The sequence below is a fragment of the Neorhizobium petrolearium genome, assembly GCF_029854435.1.
Lineage (GTDB): Bacteria > Pseudomonadota > Alphaproteobacteria > Rhizobiales > Rhizobiaceae > Neorhizobium > Neorhizobium petrolearium.
Map to the genome: position 1 here is coordinate 3,357,928 of NZ_CP123000.1, position 17,264 is coordinate 3,375,191.

15 protein-coding genes and 2 pseudogenes are annotated in these 17,264 nt (G+C 61.4%); 12 read left to right on the forward strand and 5 right to left on the reverse strand.

Annotated features, from left to right (window positions below; all coding sequences use genetic code 11):
* Positions 1-3: 3 nt before the first annotated feature.
* Both QEO92_RS16665 and QEO92_RS16670 read left to right on the forward strand, forming a co-directional pair.
* Positions 4-312 (forward strand): DUF1244 domain-containing protein, encoded by a 309-nt coding sequence (locus QEO92_RS16665; protein ID WP_037155996.1) that lies wholly within the window; start codon positions 4-6, stop codon positions 310-312.
* Between the two features lie 87 nt (positions 313-399).
* Positions 400-672: a DUF2312 domain-containing protein gene (locus QEO92_RS16670; RefSeq protein WP_037155993.1), complete on the forward strand. Its 273-nt coding sequence runs from the start codon at positions 400-402 to the stop codon at positions 670-672.
* Positions 673-749: 77 nt separating this feature from the next.
* On the opposite strand, the gene QEO92_RS16675 is transcribed toward QEO92_RS16670, so the two are convergent.
* From QEO92_RS16675 to QEO92_RS16680, 3 genes and pseudogenes are all read right to left on the reverse strand, one after another.
* Complete coding sequence (locus tag QEO92_RS16675; RefSeq protein ID WP_320443030.1) at positions 750-2,615, reverse strand: peptidoglycan L,D-endopeptidase MepK; 1,866 nt, start codon at positions 2,613-2,615, stop codon at positions 750-752.
* Between the two features lie 187 nt (positions 2,616-2,802).
* Positions 2,803-2,985 (reverse strand): annotated as a pseudogene (locus QEO92_RS33255) (helix-turn-helix domain-containing protein); the annotation flags it as partial.
* Between the two features lie 194 nt (positions 2,986-3,179).
* Positions 3,180-4,368 (reverse strand): annotated as a pseudogene (locus QEO92_RS16680) (sigma-54-dependent transcriptional regulator); the annotation flags it as partial.
* Positions 4,369-4,528: 160 nt separating this feature from the next.
* Here QEO92_RS16680 and QEO92_RS16685 point away from each other — a divergent pair.
* The 4 genes from QEO92_RS16685 to QEO92_RS16700 are packed head-to-tail and all read left to right on the forward strand — an operon-like array spanning position 4,529 to position 8,612.
* Positions 4,529-6,385, forward strand: coding sequence for a M3 family oligoendopeptidase (locus tag QEO92_RS16685; protein WP_227703761.1), 1,857 nt, complete (start codon positions 4,529-4,531; stop codon positions 6,383-6,385).
* A 9-nt stretch (positions 6,386-6,394) separates the two neighbouring features.
* The gene (locus QEO92_RS16690; protein WP_227703762.1) at positions 6,395-7,567 is read left to right on the forward strand and encodes an aminodeoxychorismate synthase component I; all 1,173 of its coding nucleotides are present in this window, start codon (positions 6,395-6,397) and stop codon (positions 7,565-7,567) included.
* Positions 7,552-8,235 carry an aminotransferase class IV family protein gene (locus QEO92_RS16695; protein ID WP_227703763.1) on the forward strand — a complete coding sequence of 228 codons (684 nt, stop codon included), beginning with the start codon at positions 7,552-7,554 and terminating at the stop codon, positions 8,233-8,235. The genes QEO92_RS16690 and QEO92_RS16695 overlap by 16 nt, the downstream gene beginning before the upstream one ends.
* Entirely contained in the window at positions 8,235-8,612 is a 378-nt protein-coding gene (locus QEO92_RS16700) for a nuclear transport factor 2 family protein (RefSeq protein WP_037155983.1), read from the forward strand. Before QEO92_RS16695 ends, QEO92_RS16700 begins: the two co-directional genes overlap by 1 nt.
* Positions 8,613-8,644: 32 nt before the next feature.
* Here the strand turns inward: QEO92_RS16700 and QEO92_RS16705 are convergent, their stop codons facing one another.
* A complete protein-coding gene (locus QEO92_RS16705; protein WP_280107453.1) occupies positions 8,645-8,953 on the reverse strand; it encodes a hypothetical protein in 309 nt (102 codons plus the stop codon).
* 80 nt (positions 8,954-9,033) lie between these two features.
* Between QEO92_RS16705 and QEO92_RS16710 the strand changes: the two genes are divergently transcribed.
* The 5 genes from QEO92_RS16710 (at position 9,034) to hemH (ending at position 15,372) form a co-directional block, all read left to right on the forward strand.
* A complete protein-coding gene (locus QEO92_RS16710; protein ID WP_227703764.1) occupies positions 9,034-9,942 on the forward strand; it encodes a heme-dependent oxidative N-demethylase family protein in 909 nt (302 codons plus the stop codon).
* 153 nt (positions 9,943-10,095) lie between these two features.
* Positions 10,096-11,541 carry a homospermidine synthase gene (locus QEO92_RS16715; RefSeq protein ID WP_227703765.1) on the forward strand — a complete coding sequence of 482 codons (1,446 nt, stop codon included), beginning with the start codon at positions 10,096-10,098 and terminating at the stop codon, positions 11,539-11,541.
* A gap of 146 nt (positions 11,542-11,687) precedes the next feature.
* Positions 11,688-12,047, forward strand: coding sequence for an outer membrane lipoprotein Omp10 (gene omp10 / locus QEO92_RS16720; RefSeq protein ID WP_037155972.1), 360 nt, complete (start codon positions 11,688-11,690; stop codon positions 12,045-12,047).
* A 214-nt stretch (positions 12,048-12,261) separates the two neighbouring features.
* On the forward strand, positions 12,262-14,196 hold the full coding sequence (locus QEO92_RS16725) for a 5'-nucleotidase C-terminal domain-containing protein (protein WP_227703766.1): 1,935 nt from the start codon (positions 12,262-12,264) through the stop codon (positions 14,194-14,196).
* Between the two features lie 141 nt (positions 14,197-14,337).
* The gene (gene hemH / locus QEO92_RS16730; RefSeq protein ID WP_037155966.1) at positions 14,338-15,372 is read left to right on the forward strand and encodes a ferrochelatase; all 1,035 of its coding nucleotides are present in this window, start codon (positions 14,338-14,340) and stop codon (positions 15,370-15,372) included.
* A 4-nt stretch (positions 15,373-15,376) separates the two neighbouring features.
* On the opposite strand, the gene queC is transcribed toward hemH, so the two are convergent.
* Positions 15,377-16,087 carry a 7-cyano-7-deazaguanine synthase QueC gene (gene queC, locus QEO92_RS16735; protein WP_227703767.1) on the reverse strand — a complete coding sequence of 237 codons (711 nt, stop codon included), beginning with the start codon at positions 16,085-16,087 and terminating at the stop codon, positions 15,377-15,379.
* Positions 16,088-16,223: 136 nt separating this feature from the next.
* Between queC and QEO92_RS16740 the strand changes: the two genes are divergently transcribed.
* Entirely contained in the window at positions 16,224-17,261 is a 1,038-nt protein-coding gene (locus tag QEO92_RS16740) for an SPFH domain-containing protein (protein WP_037155960.1), read from the forward strand.
* Positions 17,262-17,264 lie beyond the last annotated feature (3 nt).

Consider the following 17,264-nt stretch of genomic DNA (forward strand, 5'->3'; position numbering starts at 1 on the left):
CCGATGACCGAACTCACCAAGGAACAGCAGACCGAATTCGAGGCAGCGGCCTTCCGCCGTCTCGTCCGGCATTTGCGCGAGCGCGCCGATGTGCAGAACATCGACCTGATGAATCTCGCCGGCTTCTGCCGCAACTGCCTCTCCAACTGGTATCGCGATGCGGCCAGCGAAGCGGGTGTCGATCTCTCCAGGGACGCATCCCGTGAAATCGTCTACGGCATGCCTTACGAGGACTGGAAGAATCTGCATCAGGCGGAAGCGACCGATGCTCAAAAAGCCGCATTCGACATCAACAAGCCCGCCGATGGTTGATCGACGGGCGGATTTGGCTTGACCTCGGTCTCTCTTTTCGGCAGTTGACGACCACTCATTCAAATTTTCTACGATCAGGAGGCCCCGATGTCTGATGCTCATGGCGTCGCCCGCGACCAACTCCGCGCATTTGTCGAGCGCATCGAAAGACTGGAAGAAGAAAAGAAGACGATCGCCGACGACATCAAGGACGTCTATGGCGAAGCCAAGTCCATGGGCTTCGACACCAAGATCCTCAAGAAGGTCATCGCGCTTCGCAAGAAGGACGACCAGGAACGCATGGAAGAGGACCTGATCCTCGACACCTACCTGGCTGCGCTCGGCATGATCGAAAGCCCGCCGGACCAGGATGCCGCCTGATTCTTGCTCGCCATAGGGTCACGAAAAACCCGCCGGAACGGCGGGTTTTCTGTTTCCACGGATACGTTCGGCGTCGATCAGTCGCCTGGGCCGCTGAAGCGGTTCGGGTCGATCGCGACCGTGGCAGCGACCGGCTTGAACCCGCCGCCGGAATAGGCCGCCGAATATTCGCTGTTGAGCGTACGGCTGACCACGCGCGGCGCCTTCATCGAAACCGCTTCTTCGGCGCGATTGTTGTTGAGAGCCCATTTCGCAAGCATGTCGCCGGTCAGAGCACCGCCGGCAGACGAAGAAGCCGATCTGCCCGTGCGTCCACCTTTGGCGGGTACAGGAAGCGCGCCGGCCGAGGCGGCAACAGGCGGCCTCGGAGCATCGAACCCGTCACCGAACTGCCTGCCCTTGCCGGCTGAAGCCTGAATGACCTTCGGAGAGACGGCTGCCGTTTCAACCGGCCTTTGAACCGGCGCCGGTGCAGGCCGGGTCGGCTGCACGGACGGGCGCTGGTATTCCACGCTGCGAGCCAGCGCAGCGACGAGTTCAGGCGTCAATTCCTGTTCCTCGTCCGTCTTTGCACCGGCTTGCGGCGTAGCGGCCGACGCTTCCGGTGGTGTTGCACTAGCAGGCCGATGGACCGGAAGCGGTATGGAAGCCACTTCTTCCGGCGCCGGCATCGGACCGACAGATGCAGTCATCATGCTGTTGTCGGCATCACCCTTCAAACCGCGCGGTCCAAGCAGTGTCGGAACCGGAATGTTATAGGTGGAAAGGTCGGCGAAGGCCTCGCCGGTCGGCTGCGGCGTATCGGCCGGAGCGGAGGCCTGCAAGGCGAGCGCTTCCTGAGCTGCGTTACGCGCTGGCGAATAGAGCGCGGTCGCAAGCCCGCCGGATGCCGTATCCGAACGGAAGGCCGGGCGCGAAAGCGGCACGGGCGCGGCAATCTCCTGCTCTTCCGGCGTTTGCGTTGGCGATGGCGACGACGCGGAGGCCACCATTACGCCCGGTGGCGTGGTCGCCTCTGCCGGAGGCTCCTTCGCGGCCGGAGCCGGGCGTTCTGCCACGGCCGGCGCGCTGCTTTCCGCGTTGTCCTCTTCCTCGTCGGCTCCGCCGCCAAACAGGAAGGCCAGCAGGTTCGGCTGCCGCTTCCGTTCGGAACCGTCGCTGCGAATGCTGCCGCCCGCCGTACTGGCGACCTGGATCGAGCTGGAGCTGACACGCTTCTTGTAGTCCGCCAGCGCCTGCTCGTAACCGGGCAGCGGCTTGCCGTCGGCAGGCAGATGAAGTGTCTTGCCGTTCGGGAAGATCTGCACGAGTTCCTGACGCGTCATGCGCGGCCAGGCCCGCACGCCGCCGACATCGAGATGCACGAAGGGTGACCCCGATCTCGGATAATAACCGACCCCGCCCACCTGCATCTGCATGGCGAGCCCCCTGAGCGTCGAAAGCTTCACGCCAGGAATGTAGAAATCCATGGCCTTGCCGAGCATGTGCTGGCTGTTCTTGGCGACACCCGTATTGCGGGAGCGGGAACGCAGCATGCCATTGGTGGCCGGAGAACGGTAGGCCGAAACGACGTGGATATAATCCGAGGCGCCGCTGCGGCGGTAGACTTCCCAGACGAGGTCGAAAAGCCGCGGATCCATCTTGGTCGGCTGATTCTTGCGCCAGTCGCGCAGAAGCTGGTTGATCTGCTGGAGGCCCTTCTGGTCGTACCGGCCGTTCCGCTTGAAGGTGATGACCGCCTTCTCTCCCGTATGGACGAAGTAGAGCTTCAGGCTTCTGGTTTCGGCAGCAGCATCGGAGACAGAAACGGAAAGGACCGGCAACGCCGCCAGGAGCAGCAGGGCAGCCGCTGCAACGCGCTTGGCGAGAGTTCTGAAAAGCCCGGCCTTGCCGCCGCGCACCTTCTCACCCGAAGGCGCTTCTTTTGCATACTGATCCGGCAAAACGATCCCCGTCCTGTCGACAACGTCCCACGCTGCCTCAAATGACTGTCAAATGCGGTCACACGATGGCAAATGTGCCACAGATGTACAACCTTCTTCCATATAGTCAACAAATGGCTAATGGGAGGTTGATGAAAGGTGCCAGGACATCCTTGCGCGAAAGTTAACTCCCGCTAATACAACGCGATTATGCTGCTTCCTTGAGCGGATCGTCGGGGTCAATGCCGTAATCCTTCAGTTTCCGGTAGAGAGTCGAACGTCCGATGCCCAGTTTTCGGGCCACCTGACTCATCTGGCCGCGATAGAATTTCAACGCGAAACGGATGAGCTCCTCCTCGACATCGGCCAGTTTTCTCACGTCACCCGCTTCGTCGGTACTGACGATGATATTTTCCGCCGACGGGTAGGCGGCGGCGAGCATGGCCTTGGGATCCGGCTGTGCGGCGCGGGCCCTTTCGCTGTTGGCGAAGACGGGTGATTCGGCGAGCGCCTCCCGCACGGCGTAGTCCGACATTGCGGCCGGCGTCGGCGCAATCGCGGTCGCGGCAAGTTCGGCCGACCGGAATTCCGGAACCTGCGCGGCGATCTGCGGGAAGTCCGCTTCCGTCAGCTCATCGCCTTCGGCAAGCACCACGGCGCGAAAGACGGCGTTTTCGAGCTGGCGGATATTGCCCGGCCAGTCATAGGCCGTAAGCAACGCCAGCGCGCCAGGGGCGACAGTGAGCATCTTCGGCAATTTCTGCTCCGCCGAGAAGCGTTCGGCAAAAACGCGGGCGAGATGTGGAATGTCTTCCTTGCGGCGACGCAGCGCCGGGATGGTGATCGGGAAGACGTTGAGTCGGTAATAGAGATCCTCGCGGAAGCGCCCGGCGCGTACTTCTTCGATCAGGTCCTTGTTGGTGGCCGAGATGAGCCGGACATTGACCTTCTGCACGCGCGCCGCGCCGACGGTCTCGATCTCGCCCTGCTGTACAGCGCGGAGCAGCTTCACCTGGACTTCGAGCGGCAGGTCGCCGATCTCGTCGAGGAAAAGCGTTCCGCCGTCCGCTTCCACGAACTTGCCGGTATGGCGTTCGGTCGCGCCGGTGAAGGCGCCTTTCTCATGGCCGAAAAGGATGCTTTCCACCAGATTGTGCGGGATGGCGCCACAATTGACGGTGATGAACGGCTTGCCGGCCCGGTCGCCGTTCGACTGAATGGCGCGGGCGATCATCTCCTTGCCGACGCCGGACTCTCCTTCCAGCACCACCGGGATGTTCGAATGTGCCGCGCGCTGAGCGAGATCGATGACCCGCAGCATGTCGGGGCTCGCGGAGATGATATCGCCGAAACCGACGGCGCCGGGGCGATGGCGGCGACCGCCGCGTACTTTCGATTCCTTCTGGTTGAGCTTGAGTGCATTGGCGATCGATGCGGCGATACGTTCCGGCGAAACCGGCTTCACGACAAAATCGAAGGCGCCTGCCCGCATGGCCTGCACGACGAAATCGATGCTGCCCTGCCCGGTCTGGACGATGACCGGTGTTTCGATGCCCGCTTCGCGAATGGCGGCAAGGAAGGTCAGGCCATCCATTTCCGGCATCATCAGGTCGAGCACGATAACGTTGATGTCGACGGCTGTCCGTTTCAGGAACTCGAGTGCGACAAGGCCGTTTTCGGCAAGATGCGCGGCGTATCCGTAACGCTCCACGGCATTCTTCAGAAGGCGACGCTGAATTGGATCATCATCCACAACGAGGATTTGCGCAGTCATGCTCGGGCTCCCAGCAACGTTCATCGTGCTCCCTTTCGGGTGGTTATGCTGGAGGTTGTGCCAGAAAGGCTTGAACATCCCCTTTTGAGAAAAGCTTGCATTTTAATCGACGGCGGGGAAAACAAATCACCGACCGGATCGAAAATCAGAGGACAAGGCGATGAAACACCCCGCAATCGCGTTTCGCGAAATTCCTGCCGCAATGGCCGCCGGCGCTGCAGCAACCGATCCGGCGCTTGGCCTCCTGCCGCTCTGGAAACTGTCCGACCTTTATCCCGCCAGGGATTCGCCTGCCTTCACTGCCGACACGGACAAGGCGGAAAAGCTGGCGCTCGCCTTCGAGGAGAAATGGAAGGGCAAGCTGGCGGACGCCGCGACGAAGACCGGCGCTGGCGGCATCGGTGAGGCGCTGAAGGAATACGAGGCGCTCGATGACCTGCTCGGCAAGCTCGGCTCATATGCCGGCCTCACCTATTTCTCCGACACGTCGAACCCGGCAAACGGCAAGTTCTACGGCGACGTGCAGGCAAAATTGACCGACCTTTCCTCCCATCTCCTGTTCTTTGCACTGGAACTGAACCGCATCGACGACAAGCTGATGGACGCCTGCATGGATCGCGATCCGGCCGCCGGCCACTACCGTCCCTGGGTCGTCGATCTCAGGAAGGACAAGCCGTTTCAGCTCGAAGACAAGCTGGAACAGCTCTTCCTCGAAAAATCCATGACATCGGCCGCGGCATTCAACCGTCTGTTCGACGAAACCATGGCGGAACTCCGCTTCGAGGTGGACGGCGAGAAGCTGCCGCTCGAAGTGACCCTCAACATGCTGCAGGAGTCCGAACCGGAGGTGCGCGCCAAGGCGGCGGCAGCCCTTTCGAAGACTTTTGGCGAGAACCTGCGCGTCTTCACCCTGATCACCAACACGCTCGCCAAGGACAAGGAGATTTCCGACCGCTGGCGTGGCTTTAAGGACATCGCGGATTCGCGGCATCTGGCGAACCGCGTCGAGCGCGAGGTGGTGGATGCATTGGCTGAGGCAGTGAAGAATGCCTATCCGCGTCTCTCGCATCGCTACTATGCGATGAAGGCGAAATGGCTCGGAATGGAACAGCTGAATTTCTGGGACCGCAACGCGCCGCTGCCGGAAACGCCCACCGCTGTTATTCCGTGGACCGAAGCAAAGGAGACGGTGCTTTCCGCCTATCGCGGCTTTGCGCCGGAAATGGCGAAGATCGCCGGCCGTTTCTTCGACGAGGAATGGATCGACGCGCCGGTACGTCCCGGCAAGGCGCCAGGCGCCTTCGCGCACCCGACCGTGCCGTCGGCCCATCCTTACGTGCTCGTCAATTACATGGGCAAGCCGCGCGACGTGATGACGCTTGCCCATGAACTCGGCCACGGCGTACATCAGGTGCTTGCGGGCGCTCAGGGGGCGCTGATGTGCCAGACGCCGCTGACGCTTGCCGAAACGGCCTCCGTCTTCGGCGAGATGCTGACCTTCCGCGCCCTGCTGGAAAAGACCAGGGACAGGCGCGAACGCAAGGCCATGCTCGCCCAGAAGGTCGAGGACATGATCAACACGGTCGTGCGCCAGATCGCCTTCTACCAGTTCGAGCGCAAGGTCCACACGGCCCGCAAGGAAGGAGAGCTCACCTCCGAACAGATTGGCGAGCTCTGGCTCTCCGTCCAGGGGGAGAGCCTCGGGCCTGCGATCAGGATCTCCGAAGGCTACGAGACGTGGTGGACTTATATTCCCCACTTCATCCACTCGCCCTTCTATGTCTACGCCTATGCCTTCGGCGACTGCCTGGTGAATTCACTCTATGCGGTCTACAGTCAGGCGGAACCCGGGTTCCAGGAGAAGTATTTCGAGCTTCTGAAAGCCGGCGGCACCAAGCATCATTCGGAGCTTCTGAAGCCTTTCGGCCTCGATGCCGCCGATCCGTCCTTCTGGTCCAAGGGCCTGTCGATGATCGAAGGCCTGATCGACGAACTGGAGGCCCTGGACAGGGCGTGAGCCATTTCGATGGAACAGACGGCGCCTTACGCGCTCTTTCGGGATGATCCCGTCGGCCGGAGCCTTGTCTTCGACCGGCCGAAGGAGATCGTCCTTGCGCGGACGGCCGACGAGGTTCTGCCCGCCCTTCATCGATTGGAGGAAGCCCGCCGCTCCGGCCGATGGCTGGCGGGCTATATCTCCTACGAAGCCGGTTATGTCTTCGAGGAGAAGCTCCGGGCCCTGATCGTGCCGAACCGGCCGGTGCCCCTGCTTGCCATGGGAATATTCGATGCTCCCGCCGGTCACGAGCATCCGTTCGCCCTGCCGGAACCGGTGAAAAGTGAAGACCCCTTGTTGACCGAACCGCACGCGGCCTGGGATTTCGAAACCTACCGGCAGCGTTTCGACCGGCTGCATGAGCACCTGCGCAAGGGCGATTGCTACCAGGCAAACCTGACCATGCCGATCACCGCCCGCTGGCAGGGCGACCCGCGCTCCGCCTTCTGGTCTCTCGTCGAACGCCAGCCGGTGCACTACGGCGCACTCATCGATTTCGCCGGGGATTTCGCAGGCCCGGTCATCCTGTCGCGCTCGCCCGAGCTCTTCTTCTCGGTCGATGCCGAGCGCTTCATCGAAACACATCCGATGAAGGGCACCGCCCCGCGCGGCGCGACCGCGAAAGAGGACGAGGCGATCATTGAGGCCATGCTCGCCGATGAGAAGACGTTGGCCGAGAACCGCATGATCGTGGATCTGCTGCGCAACGACATTTCGCTCATCAGCGAAGTAGGCACCCTCTCGGTGCCGAAACTGTTCGAAATCGAGACCTATCCGACCGTTCACCAAATGGTCAGCCACGTGCGGGCCAGGCTAAAACCGGGGATAGGCTTTCCGGAAATCCTCGCGGCGCTCTTTCCCTGCGGCTCCATCACCGGAGCGCCCAAACTGTGGGCGATGCAGATTCTGGCCGGATTGGAGGATAGCCCTCGGGACGCCTATTGCGGTGCGATCGGTTATTGCGACCCGGCCGGGCCGATGCGCTTTTCCGTGGCAATCCGCACGATTACCCTTTTCAAGGACGGCAGGGCCGTCTTCAATGTCGGCGGCGGCATCGTCTTCGACTCGAAGGCAGAGGCCGAATATGACGAGTGTCTTTTGAAGGCACGCTTTGCGGTGGGCGACCAATGGATTTCTCGCTGATCGAAACGATGCGCTGGGAGCCGGGCGCGGGCTTCCTGCGGGTGGAACAGCATTTGCGCCGCCTCAGCCGGTCGGCCGATGCCCTGGGATTCCGCCAGCCGCCGCCGGATACGCTGAAGCAGCTTCAGGCCGCCGTCAGCGGCGAAAACGCCATGCGCGTTCGTCTTGTCATGACCTATCGCGGCAGGATCGAGATCACCGCGACGCCCTTCAGCCCGATCCCCGCCGGCACCGTATGGCGTGTGCGCGTCGCAAGCACCTCGCTTCCGTCGGACGATCCACTGTTTCGCCACAAGACCTCCCGCCGGGAACCCTATGAGGCCGCGCGCGCCGAATTCTCCCCCGACGAGGCGGATGAAGTCCTTCTACTCAACGAGAGGGGCGAAATCTGCGAGGGCACGATCACCAATGTCTTCGTCGAGGATGCGGATGGCCAGTTGCTTACGCCGCCGCTGACAAGCGGGCTTCTGCCCGGTATATTGCGCGCCGAACTGATCCGCGAGCGGAAGGCCCGCAGCCAGATCCTTCGTCTTGCCGACCTCAAGGAGCGCCGCATTTTCGTGGGCAATTCGCTGCGCGGCCTCATCCCTGCCGAACTCGTAAGCGACAAGGAACAATCGGAACCATCACCTGCTGAAGCCGTCTCTGGAACTGGAGGAGAAAGGTAATGGTCGAATCGCAATCGCTTGCCGATCATCTGCTTTCGCTCGAAGCTGCGCTGCAGACCCGCGAGGTGCGTAGTTCCGAGACGCGATTGCGTGAACTTCTGGCGCCTGAGTTCCGTGAATTCGGCCGTTCCGGCCTTGTCTATACGTTCGATGACATCATCTCCCGCCTCGTCTCCGAGGTCGGGCCGAACAACACGGCGATCCTGGATTTCTCGGTGTCGCTTCTCAGCGACACTGTCGCGCTCGCCACCTATCGCGGCGTCCGTCTCGTCGACGATGACGGGCACAAGCTCTTCACCAACCGCAGTTCGATCTGGCGTCTCGATGTCGACGGCAAATGGCGCATGGTTTTCCACCAGGGCACGGCGACGGAATGACGGAGACACGGCGATCTTCGCCGACATATCGCTCATTTGATAATGAGCAACCCCTCGGGATTGCGCTCGCCTGAAGACGCGACGACCACCGCCATGGCGCACCCGATGAAGAACACCGCCCAGAACGGCAGCCACATGCGCCAGTCAAAGCGATTTTGCACGCCATCCGGCCGAACGGGATAAAGCCGGATCCAGGCCCTCGACGTCGTATTGCGCAAACCCATGGTCCTGAATGCCGCGATCATCCCGACAATCACATAAAAGACCCTGCTGAATAGCACCATCAGCCTTCCCGCCCCGCATGTTGCACCTGCGAAATATTTGTAGGGCTGTCGCGGCATGTTCCAAGTCTTCGAAGACGATTTTTACAAGTACATGAATTTGGCTTAAACCGATCCTGAAACGGCACACCCGGGACGGCATGAACGACAAGCCCCTCATCTATACGCCCTATGACGGCTCCTCGAAGCCCTTCACCATCGGGCTTCTCCAGCTCGATCCTGCCCGCTGGATCGAACCGGACGGCGATCTTGCCTATCACCTGACCGAGAAGAGGAAGCTCTTCGCCGAGCATGGCGATCAGGTTTTTCAGGCAGAACCGGATACGGAAGAGGCCCAGCAGGAAATCCTGGATGCGCTGGCGGACTATCTCCCGTCCCACCATCCGGCAATCTATCATCGCGACGGCAATCTCGTGGAGATGGCGGGCCACAGGATCGATCTCGCCGACCAGAGCCTGCCGCCGCTTGTTCGTGCCGGTCTCATGATGCAGGACGATCTCGTCATCATGCGCAAGGGCGAGAACGGCTGGCGCCTCGCCGCCGCCTTCCTCGCCTTCCCCTCCTCCTGGTCGCTTGCGGACAAGTTCGGCAAGGCGATCGATGAGGTTCATGCGCCAGTGCCGGATTTTGCACGCGGCAGCCGCAATGCGGACCTCATCAACCGCATGTTCGATAATCTTTCGCCAGCCCGTTTCGTGGTCCGCTGGAACTGGTCGGTCAACTGGGGCTACAAGCTTTATCGCCCTGTCGCGCAGCCTGCTTCCGAAACAAAGGACGTGCCGGCAGAGGGGGCGTTCATCCGCGTCGAGCGCCAGACGCTCAGGAAAATGCCGGTCTCGGGCGACATCCTCTTCACCATTCGCATCTATCTCGATCCGGTCACCGCGATCATGGCTCAACCGAACGCCCGGGAACTGCCAGCCTCGCTCGCCGATCAGCTCGAAGCGCTGACGCCGGAACAGGCCGATTACAAGGGGCTCCTCGCAAAACGCGCCGAACTCGTGGCCATGCTTCGGAAATCCGCCGAAAAACTCGTCTCTGTCGGGTAAGTGCCGATTTCACCCGGAAAACCGATGGCCTCTTTATTGTGACGCTGTTTTATGATCTAGAGCGCCGCGAAATCGCACCTGCGCATCCATTATCCGTTCACTGCCGAAGAAGCGGGGCAGCGGCCCACAGGGCCGCCGATCAAGGAGAGAGACATGTCAGAGACTAACTATCCGGTGTATGGCGAAATCACCGGCCCGATCGTGATGATCGGTTTCGGTTCGATCGGCCGCGGTACGCTGCCGCTGATCGAACGCCACTTCAAGTTCGACAAGGACCGGATGGTGGTGATCGACCCGCGCGACGACGAAGCGGGAATTCTCAAAAAACACGGCGTCCGTCACATCAAGGAATATGTGACCAGGGATAACTACAAGGATCTCCTGAAGCCGCTGCTGACGGCTGGCGGCGGCCAGGGCTTCTGCGTCAACCTTTCGGTCGATACCGGCTCGCTCGACCTGATGAAGCTCTGCCGCAAGCTCAACGTCCTTTATATCGACACCGTCGTAGAACCTTGGCTCGGCTTCTATTTCGACAAGAACATGAAGAACGCGGATCGCACCAACTATGCGCTGCGTGAAACCCTGCGCAAGGAAAAGGCGAAGAACCCGGGCGGCGCGACGGCGGTCTCCACCTGCGGCGCAAACCCCGGCATGGTGTCCTGGTTTGTCAAGAAGGCGCTCGTCAATCTTGCCAGGGATACCGGCCTGAAATTCGAAGAGCCGACCCAGCACGACCGTGAAGGCTGGGCGAAGCTCATGAAGAAGCTCGGCGTCAAGGGCGTCCATATCGCCGAGCGCGATACCCAGCGCACCAAGCACCCGAAGCCGCTCAACGTTTTCTGGAACACCTGGTCGGTCGAAGGCTTTATCTCCGAAGGCCTGCAGCCGGCCGAGCTCGGTTGGGGGACACACGAGGAGTGGATGCCGAAGAACGCCAAGCAGCACAAGAAGGGCTGCAAGGCGGCGATCTATCTGGAACAGCCGGGCGCCAACACCCGCGTACGGACCTGGTGCCCGACGCCCGGCCCGCAATACGGCTTCCTCGTCACCCACAACGAGTCGATCTCCATCGCCGACTACTTCACGGTGCGTGACAAGGATGGCGAAGTCACCTTCCGTCCGACCTGCCACTACGCCTATCATCCGGCCAATGATGCGGTGCTTTCGCTGCACGAGATGTTCGGCAATGGCGGCACGCCGCAGCCCGTTCACCACGTTCTCGACGAAGACGAGCTGGAGGACGGCATCGATGAACTCGGCGTCCTGCTCTACGGCCACGAGAAGAACGCCTACTGGTACGGTTCGCGCCTGTCGCTCGAGGAAACCCGCCGCATCGCTCCTTACCAGAATGCCACCGGTCTGCAGGTGACCTCGGCCGTTCTCGCGGGCATGGTCTGGGCGCTGGAGAATCCGAGTGCGGGCATCGTCGAGGCGGATGAGATCGACTACAAGCGCTGCCTTGAAGTGCAGCTTCCCTATCTCGGCCCGGTCGAAGGCCATTACACCGACTGGACCCCGCTCGATGGCCGCCCGGGCCTCTTCCCGGAAGACATCGACGAAAAGGATCCCTGGCAGTTCAGGAACATCCTGGTTCGCTGACCGATTGGGAAAACCGCCTGCTCTTCGGCAGGCGGTTTTTTGTGTGTCCACAGGCCCTTGCCTTTTCAAGGCCACATCTTGCGTTACATAGGTCCGTGGCGGCATGCTTCGCCTTAAGGGACGGACCGATTCGCGGGAGACAGATCATGAAATTGAAAGCGAGCTTTGCGCTCATCGCCGCCGCAGGCCTGACCGCCTGCATGTCCTCTCCTCCGCCGCGCCAAGCTCCTCCGCCCCGGCCCCAGGGTGTCGAGGGAAGCTGGTCCGATCCGAACGGCATCGTCTCCACCTTCCAGGGAGGCACGTTCAACACCCGCTCCAGCGACAGCAATACGCTTCTGGCCTCCGGCACCTACGTCAATCTCTCGCCGACGCTGGTCGAGATCAATATGACCTCGCTCGTGAGAAAGACGCAGTCACGCGTCAATTGCTCGCTCGTGAGCCCCAACCAGCTCAACTGCACGCAGGATAGCGGCGCCCAGTTCTCCCTTATGCGGCGAAGCTGATCACGGTCTTTCGGGATCTATTTTACAAACCCCGCTTCGGCGGGGTTTTCTTGTTTTGCGCGGGAAGCAGCGCGCATGCACGGCTGTCACATTTCCCTTGAAACGGCATCCTCTTGATGAAAACATGTGCCGCAGAACGATTGTCACGGTGGGACAGTAGAACAATCGGCGCGAGGCGGCCAAAAGCCGATCGATCAAACAGGAGAGAGATCAGATGATGAAGACATTGAGGTTCGGGCTGATGACCGTTTCGGTTTTGGCCCTTTCAACCGGCGCGGCGCTCGCCGATTTCGAGCTCAATATCCTGCACATCAACGACTTCCATTCGCGCATCGAGGCCGTCAACAAATATGACTCCACCTGCTCGGCGGAAGAAGAAGGCAAGAATGAATGCTTCGGCGGCGCGGCCCGCCTGCTGACCGCGATCAACCAGACGCGTGACGCTCTGAAGGCCGAGAACAAGAACGTCCTCCTGTTGAATGCCGGCGACAATTTTCAGGGCTCCCTCTTCTACACGACCTACAAGGGCGCGGTGGAAGCCGAAGTGCTGAACGCCATGAAATTCGACGCCATGACCGTAGGCAACCACGAATTCGACGACAGCGACGACGTGCTCGCCACCTTCCTGGACAAGGTCCAGTTTCCGGTCGTGACCGCCAATGTCGTCCCAAGCGCCGCCGCCAAGATCGGTGACCGCATCAAGCCCTTCATCATCCTCGATGTCGGTGGACAGAAGATCGGCATCGTCGGCGCCGTCACCAATGAAACACCGGAAATCGCCAATCCCGGTCCGAACATCACGATCGCCGACGACGTCGCCAAGATCACCGAGGCCGTCCAGGCCGTGAAGGCTCAGGGCGTAGACAAGATCATCGCGCTCACCCATGTCGGCTATCCGCGCGACCTTGCGGCGATCGCTAAGATACAGGATGTCGACGTTGTCGTCGGCGGCCATACCCACACGCTTCTCTCCAACACCGTCAAGGGCGCGGAAGGCCCCTACCCGACCTGGTCCGACAACCCCGGCGGGTACAAGATTCCGGTCGTGCAGGCATTCCAGTACAGCCGCTATCTCGGCGACCTGAAGGTCGTCTTCGATGACAACGGCGTCGTCAAGGAAGCAAGCGGCGAGCCCATCCCCGTGGATGCCAAGTTCCAGCCCGACCAGGCCATGGTCGCGCGCATCGACGAATTGAAAGCCCCGATCGAGGAAACCAAGAAGAAGATCGTCGGCAGTGCCGAAGCCGCAATCGACGGCGACCGCCGCAATTGCCGTGCGAAAGAATGCTCGATGGGCAATCTGCTTGCCGATGCGCAGCTTGACCGCGTCAAGGGCCAGGGGATCACCATATCCATTCAGAACGGTGGCGGCCTGCGCGCTTCGATCGATGCCGGCGAGGTGACAATGGGTGAAGTGCTGACTGTGCTGCCCTTCCAGAACACCATCGCCACTTTCCAGATCAAAGGCTCGGACATCATCGCCGCGCTGGAAAACGGCGTCAGCCAGATCGATGATGGCGCCGGCCGCTTCCCGCAGGTCGCCGGCCTGAAATTCTCCTTTGACAAGTCGAAACCGGCCGGCAGCCGGGTGAGCGACGTGCAGGTCAAGGAGGGAGACGCATTCGCGCCGATCGATTCGGCGAAGACTTATGGCGTCGTTACCAACAACTTCGTCCGCGCCGGCGGCGACGGCTACAAGATCTTCGCGACCAGCGCCGTGAACCCCTACGATTTTGGCCCGAACCTGGAGCAGGCGGTGGCGGACTACCTCGCGGCCAACAATCCCTACAAGCCCTATACGGACGGCCGTATCACCGATCTCACTCCGGCGGGCTACACACCGCCGCCGAAGCCAGCCCCGGCCGCTCCGCCGGCCCCTTCGGCTGCAGCTCCCGCGGCGCCGGCACCGGCCGCCCCCGCTCCGTCGCAGACGGCAGCCGCTCCGGCAACCCCGGCCCCCGCGGCCCCTGCCGCGCCGCAGCCGGCCGGCCCGACCAAATACATTGTCGTGAAGGGCGATTCGCTCTGGAAAATCGCCGAGGCTCATTACGGCAACGGCGAGGAATGGACGAAGATCGCCGAGGCGAATTCGCTTAGCAATCCGAATATCATCCATGTCGGCGCCGAGCTCGAACTTCCGGCGAAGTGAGCTCTCGGCCTAAACTGGACAATTTGTCTCTTGTCAAAAATGCCGGTCCGGGCTTTCCCGGACCGGTATTTCTTTCTAAGTAAACCGCAATGCCGAAGTGCCTCGTCGCCGCTTGAGAAGCTTAGCCTTGGAAGGGTCCGCATGATTTCTCCATCCGCCTCCATGCCTCCCGATCATCCGAAAGTGACTTTCGGCAAGGTCGGCGTGCTGCTTGTCAATCTGGGCACTCCGGACGGCACGGATTACTGGCCGATGCGGCGTTATCTCGCAGAGTTTCTGTCCGACCGGCGGGTGATCGAATGGTCCAGGCTTTACTGGTATCCGATCCTCTACGGCATTGTCCTGAACAAGCGGCCGCAGAAGGTCGGCAAGGCCTATGAGGTGATCTGGAACAAGGATCTGAACGAAAGCTTCCTGCGCACCTATACCCGCAATCAGTCGGATCTGATGAGCGAGCGGCTGAAGGATCTGCCGAACGTCGTGGTCGATTGGGCGATGCGTTACGGAAAGCCCTCGATCGCCGAACGCATCGACGCGCTGAAGGACAAGGGCTGCGAGAAGATCGTACTTTTCCCGCTTTATCCGCAATATGCCGCCTCCACCACCGCAACCGTCAATGACAAGGCTTTCGAGCACCTGATGAAACTGCGCTGGCAGCCGGCGATCCGCACGGTGCCGCCCTATCACGACGATCCGACCTATATCGAAGCGCTCGCCAACTCGGTACGGCAGACCTATGCGACGCTCGACTGGGAGCCGGAAGTGCTGATCGCCTCGTTCCACGGCATTCCGCAATCCTATTTCAAGGCTGGCGACCCCTACCATTGTCATTGCCAAAAGACGGGCCGGCTGCTGCGAGAGGCACTCGGCCTGACCGAGAAGAACTTCATGCTCACCTTCCAGTCCCGCTTCGGGCCGGAGGAATGGTTGCAGCCCTATACGGACAAGACGGTCGAGAAACTGGCAAGCGAAGGTGTGAAGCGGATCGCTGTCATCAATCCTGGTTTCGTCTCCGACTGCCTGGAGACGCTGGAAGAGATCGCCGGCGAGGCCGCCGAAACCTTCCTGCATCACGGCGGCGAGAAATTCGTGCACATTCCCTGCCTCAACGACAGCGAGGGTGGCATGACGGTGCTCGAAAAGGTCGTGCGCCGCGAACTCCAGGGCTGGGTTTAGCGCCTCACCGAATTTCGTCAGCCCTGAAGCCTTCGGTCGCCGCCTTCCAGAAATCCGGGTCCTCGTACTCCGTCGGATCGGTGATATTGGCCAGATGGAAGGCTTCCCGCCGCTCGACGCAGGTGCCGCAGCGGCCGCAATGGCGCGTCCCGCCCTTGTAGCAGGACCAGGTCTCGGCGAACGGCGTGCCGTGAAGCGCGCCGTCGGTGACGATATCCGCCTTCGAGCCGTTGACGTAAGGGGCGAGCAGCCTGACCGAGGCGTAACCGTCCAGCGCATGGTCCTGCATGGTCTGGAAGGCGTCGATGAAACCCGGCCGGCAATCCGGATAGATGAAATGATCGCCCCCGTGCACGGCGATCGCCACGGCTTCAGCGCCTCTTGCGGCGGCCACCCCGAATGCGACGGCGAGCATGACGGCGTTGCGGTTCGGCACGACCGTGATTCGCATCGTCTCCTCGGCATAATGCCCGTCCGGCACGTCGACATCGTCGGTCAGCGCGGAGCCTGAAAGCTGGCTTCCGATCGACCGCATGTCGATGATCTGGTGAAAGACGCCGAGCCGCCGGGCGCAGGCGGCGGCAAATTCCAGTTCCTTGCGGTGCCGCTGGCCGTAGTCGAAGGAGATGAGGCCGAGAAGCTCCTGCTCCGCCGCAATCTTATGAGCGAGGGAAACGGAATCCAGTCCGCCGGAGCAGACGACGATGGTTTTCATGATCAGGTATCCTTGTTTTGACCGGGTAGGCTGCGACCGGTATTCAATTGTCCTCTCTAGAACGGCCGGATGCGCTTGTGAACAGCATTCCCGTTGAATAGGATCACGCCGTTCGAGAAAGCGGCAGGGGGTTGTTATGCTGTTGGGTGGCTTCGATATCGTCGTGATCGCACTGGTTATTCTGGTCATCCTGGTCCTGTTTGCCGGGATCAAGACCGTGCCGCAGGGCTATCGCTATACGGTGGAGCGCTTCGGCCGCTACACCCGCACGCTCGAACCGGGCCTCAACCTCATCACGCCGTTCATCGAACGCGTCGGCGCGCGCATGAACGTCATGGAACAGGTGCTAGACGTCCCGACCCAGGAAGTCATCACCAAGGACAATGCAAGCGTTTCGGCCGATGCCGTCGCTTTCTACCAGGTGCTCAACCCGGCCCAGGCCGCCTACCAGATCACCGATCTCAAGAACGCCATCCAGAACCTCACCATGACCAATATCCGTTCGGTCATGGGCTCGATGGATCTCGACGAGCTGCTGTCGAACCGTGAAGTCATCAACGAGCGGCTCTTGCGCGTCGTCGACGAGGCCGTCGGTCCCTGGGGCATCAAGGTCACGCGCGTCGAGATCAAGGACATCCAGCCGCCGGCCGATCTCGTTGAATCCATGGGACGGCAGATGAAGGCGGAGCGCGAGAAGCGCGCCCAGATCCTCGAAGCCGAAGGCGCCCGCAATGCCCAGATCCTGCGCGCCGAAGGCGCCAAGCAGGCGGCGGTGCTGAAAGCCGAGGGCGAGCGCGAGGCCGCCTTCCGCGAGGCCGAAGCCCGCGAGCGCCTGGCGGAAGCCGAGGCGAGAGCGACGCAGGTCGTTTCCGAAGCGATTGCCGTCGGCAACGTCCAGGCCATCAACTATTTCGTGGCGCAGAAATACACCGAAGCGCTGGTGGAGATCGGCAAGGCGACGAATGCCAAGATCGTACTGATGCCGCTTGAGGCCTCCTCCATCATCGGCTCGCTCGGCGGCATCGGCGCGATCGCCAGGGACGTCTTCGGCGACGGTCCTGCGCCGGCTGCGCCGCCCCGCCCGCCGATCGCTCCCCGCTCGCCGGCAACTTCGCGCACGACGCCGGCGGTCAATCCGTTCAACCCCACGTCACCTTCCTCGTCCGAGACCTGAAGC

Coding starts and splice junctions, on each gene's coding strand:
- QEO92_RS16670 (WP_037155993.1), top strand. CDS start 400: ATGTCTGATGCTCATGGCGTCGCCCGCGACCAACTCCGCGCATTTGTC.
- QEO92_RS16685 (WP_227703761.1), top strand. CDS start 4,529: ATGAAACACCCCGCAATCGCGTTTCGCGAAATTCCTGCCGCAATGGCC.
- omp10 (WP_037155972.1), top strand. CDS start 11,688: ATGAAATTGAAAGCGAGCTTTGCGCTCATCGCCGCCGCAGGCCTGACC.
- QEO92_RS16705 (WP_280107453.1), bottom strand. CDS start 8,953: ATGCCGCGACAGCCCTACAAATATTTCGCAGGTGCAACATGCGGGGCG.
- QEO92_RS16700 (WP_037155983.1), top strand. CDS start 8,235: ATGGTCGAATCGCAATCGCTTGCCGATCATCTGCTTTCGCTCGAAGCT.
- QEO92_RS16695 (WP_227703763.1), top strand. CDS start 7,552: ATGGATTTCTCGCTGATCGAAACGATGCGCTGGGAGCCGGGCGCGGGC.
- QEO92_RS16710 (WP_227703764.1), top strand. CDS start 9,034: ATGAACGACAAGCCCCTCATCTATACGCCCTATGACGGCTCCTCGAAG.
- QEO92_RS16690 (WP_227703762.1), top strand. CDS start 6,395: ATGGAACAGACGGCGCCTTACGCGCTCTTTCGGGATGATCCCGTCGGC.
- hemH (WP_037155966.1), top strand. CDS start 14,338: ATGATTTCTCCATCCGCCTCCATGCCTCCCGATCATCCGAAAGTGACT.
- QEO92_RS16715 (WP_227703765.1), top strand. CDS start 10,096: ATGTCAGAGACTAACTATCCGGTGTATGGCGAAATCACCGGCCCGATC.
- QEO92_RS16740 (WP_037155960.1), top strand. CDS start 16,224: ATGCTGTTGGGTGGCTTCGATATCGTCGTGATCGCACTGGTTATTCTG.
- QEO92_RS16725 (WP_227703766.1), top strand. CDS start 12,262: ATGATGAAGACATTGAGGTTCGGGCTGATGACCGTTTCGGTTTTGGCC.
- QEO92_RS16665 (WP_037155996.1), top strand. CDS start 4: ATGACCGAACTCACCAAGGAACAGCAGACCGAATTCGAGGCAGCGGCC.
- queC (WP_227703767.1), bottom strand. CDS start 16,087: ATGAAAACCATCGTCGTCTGCTCCGGCGGACTGGATTCCGTTTCCCTC.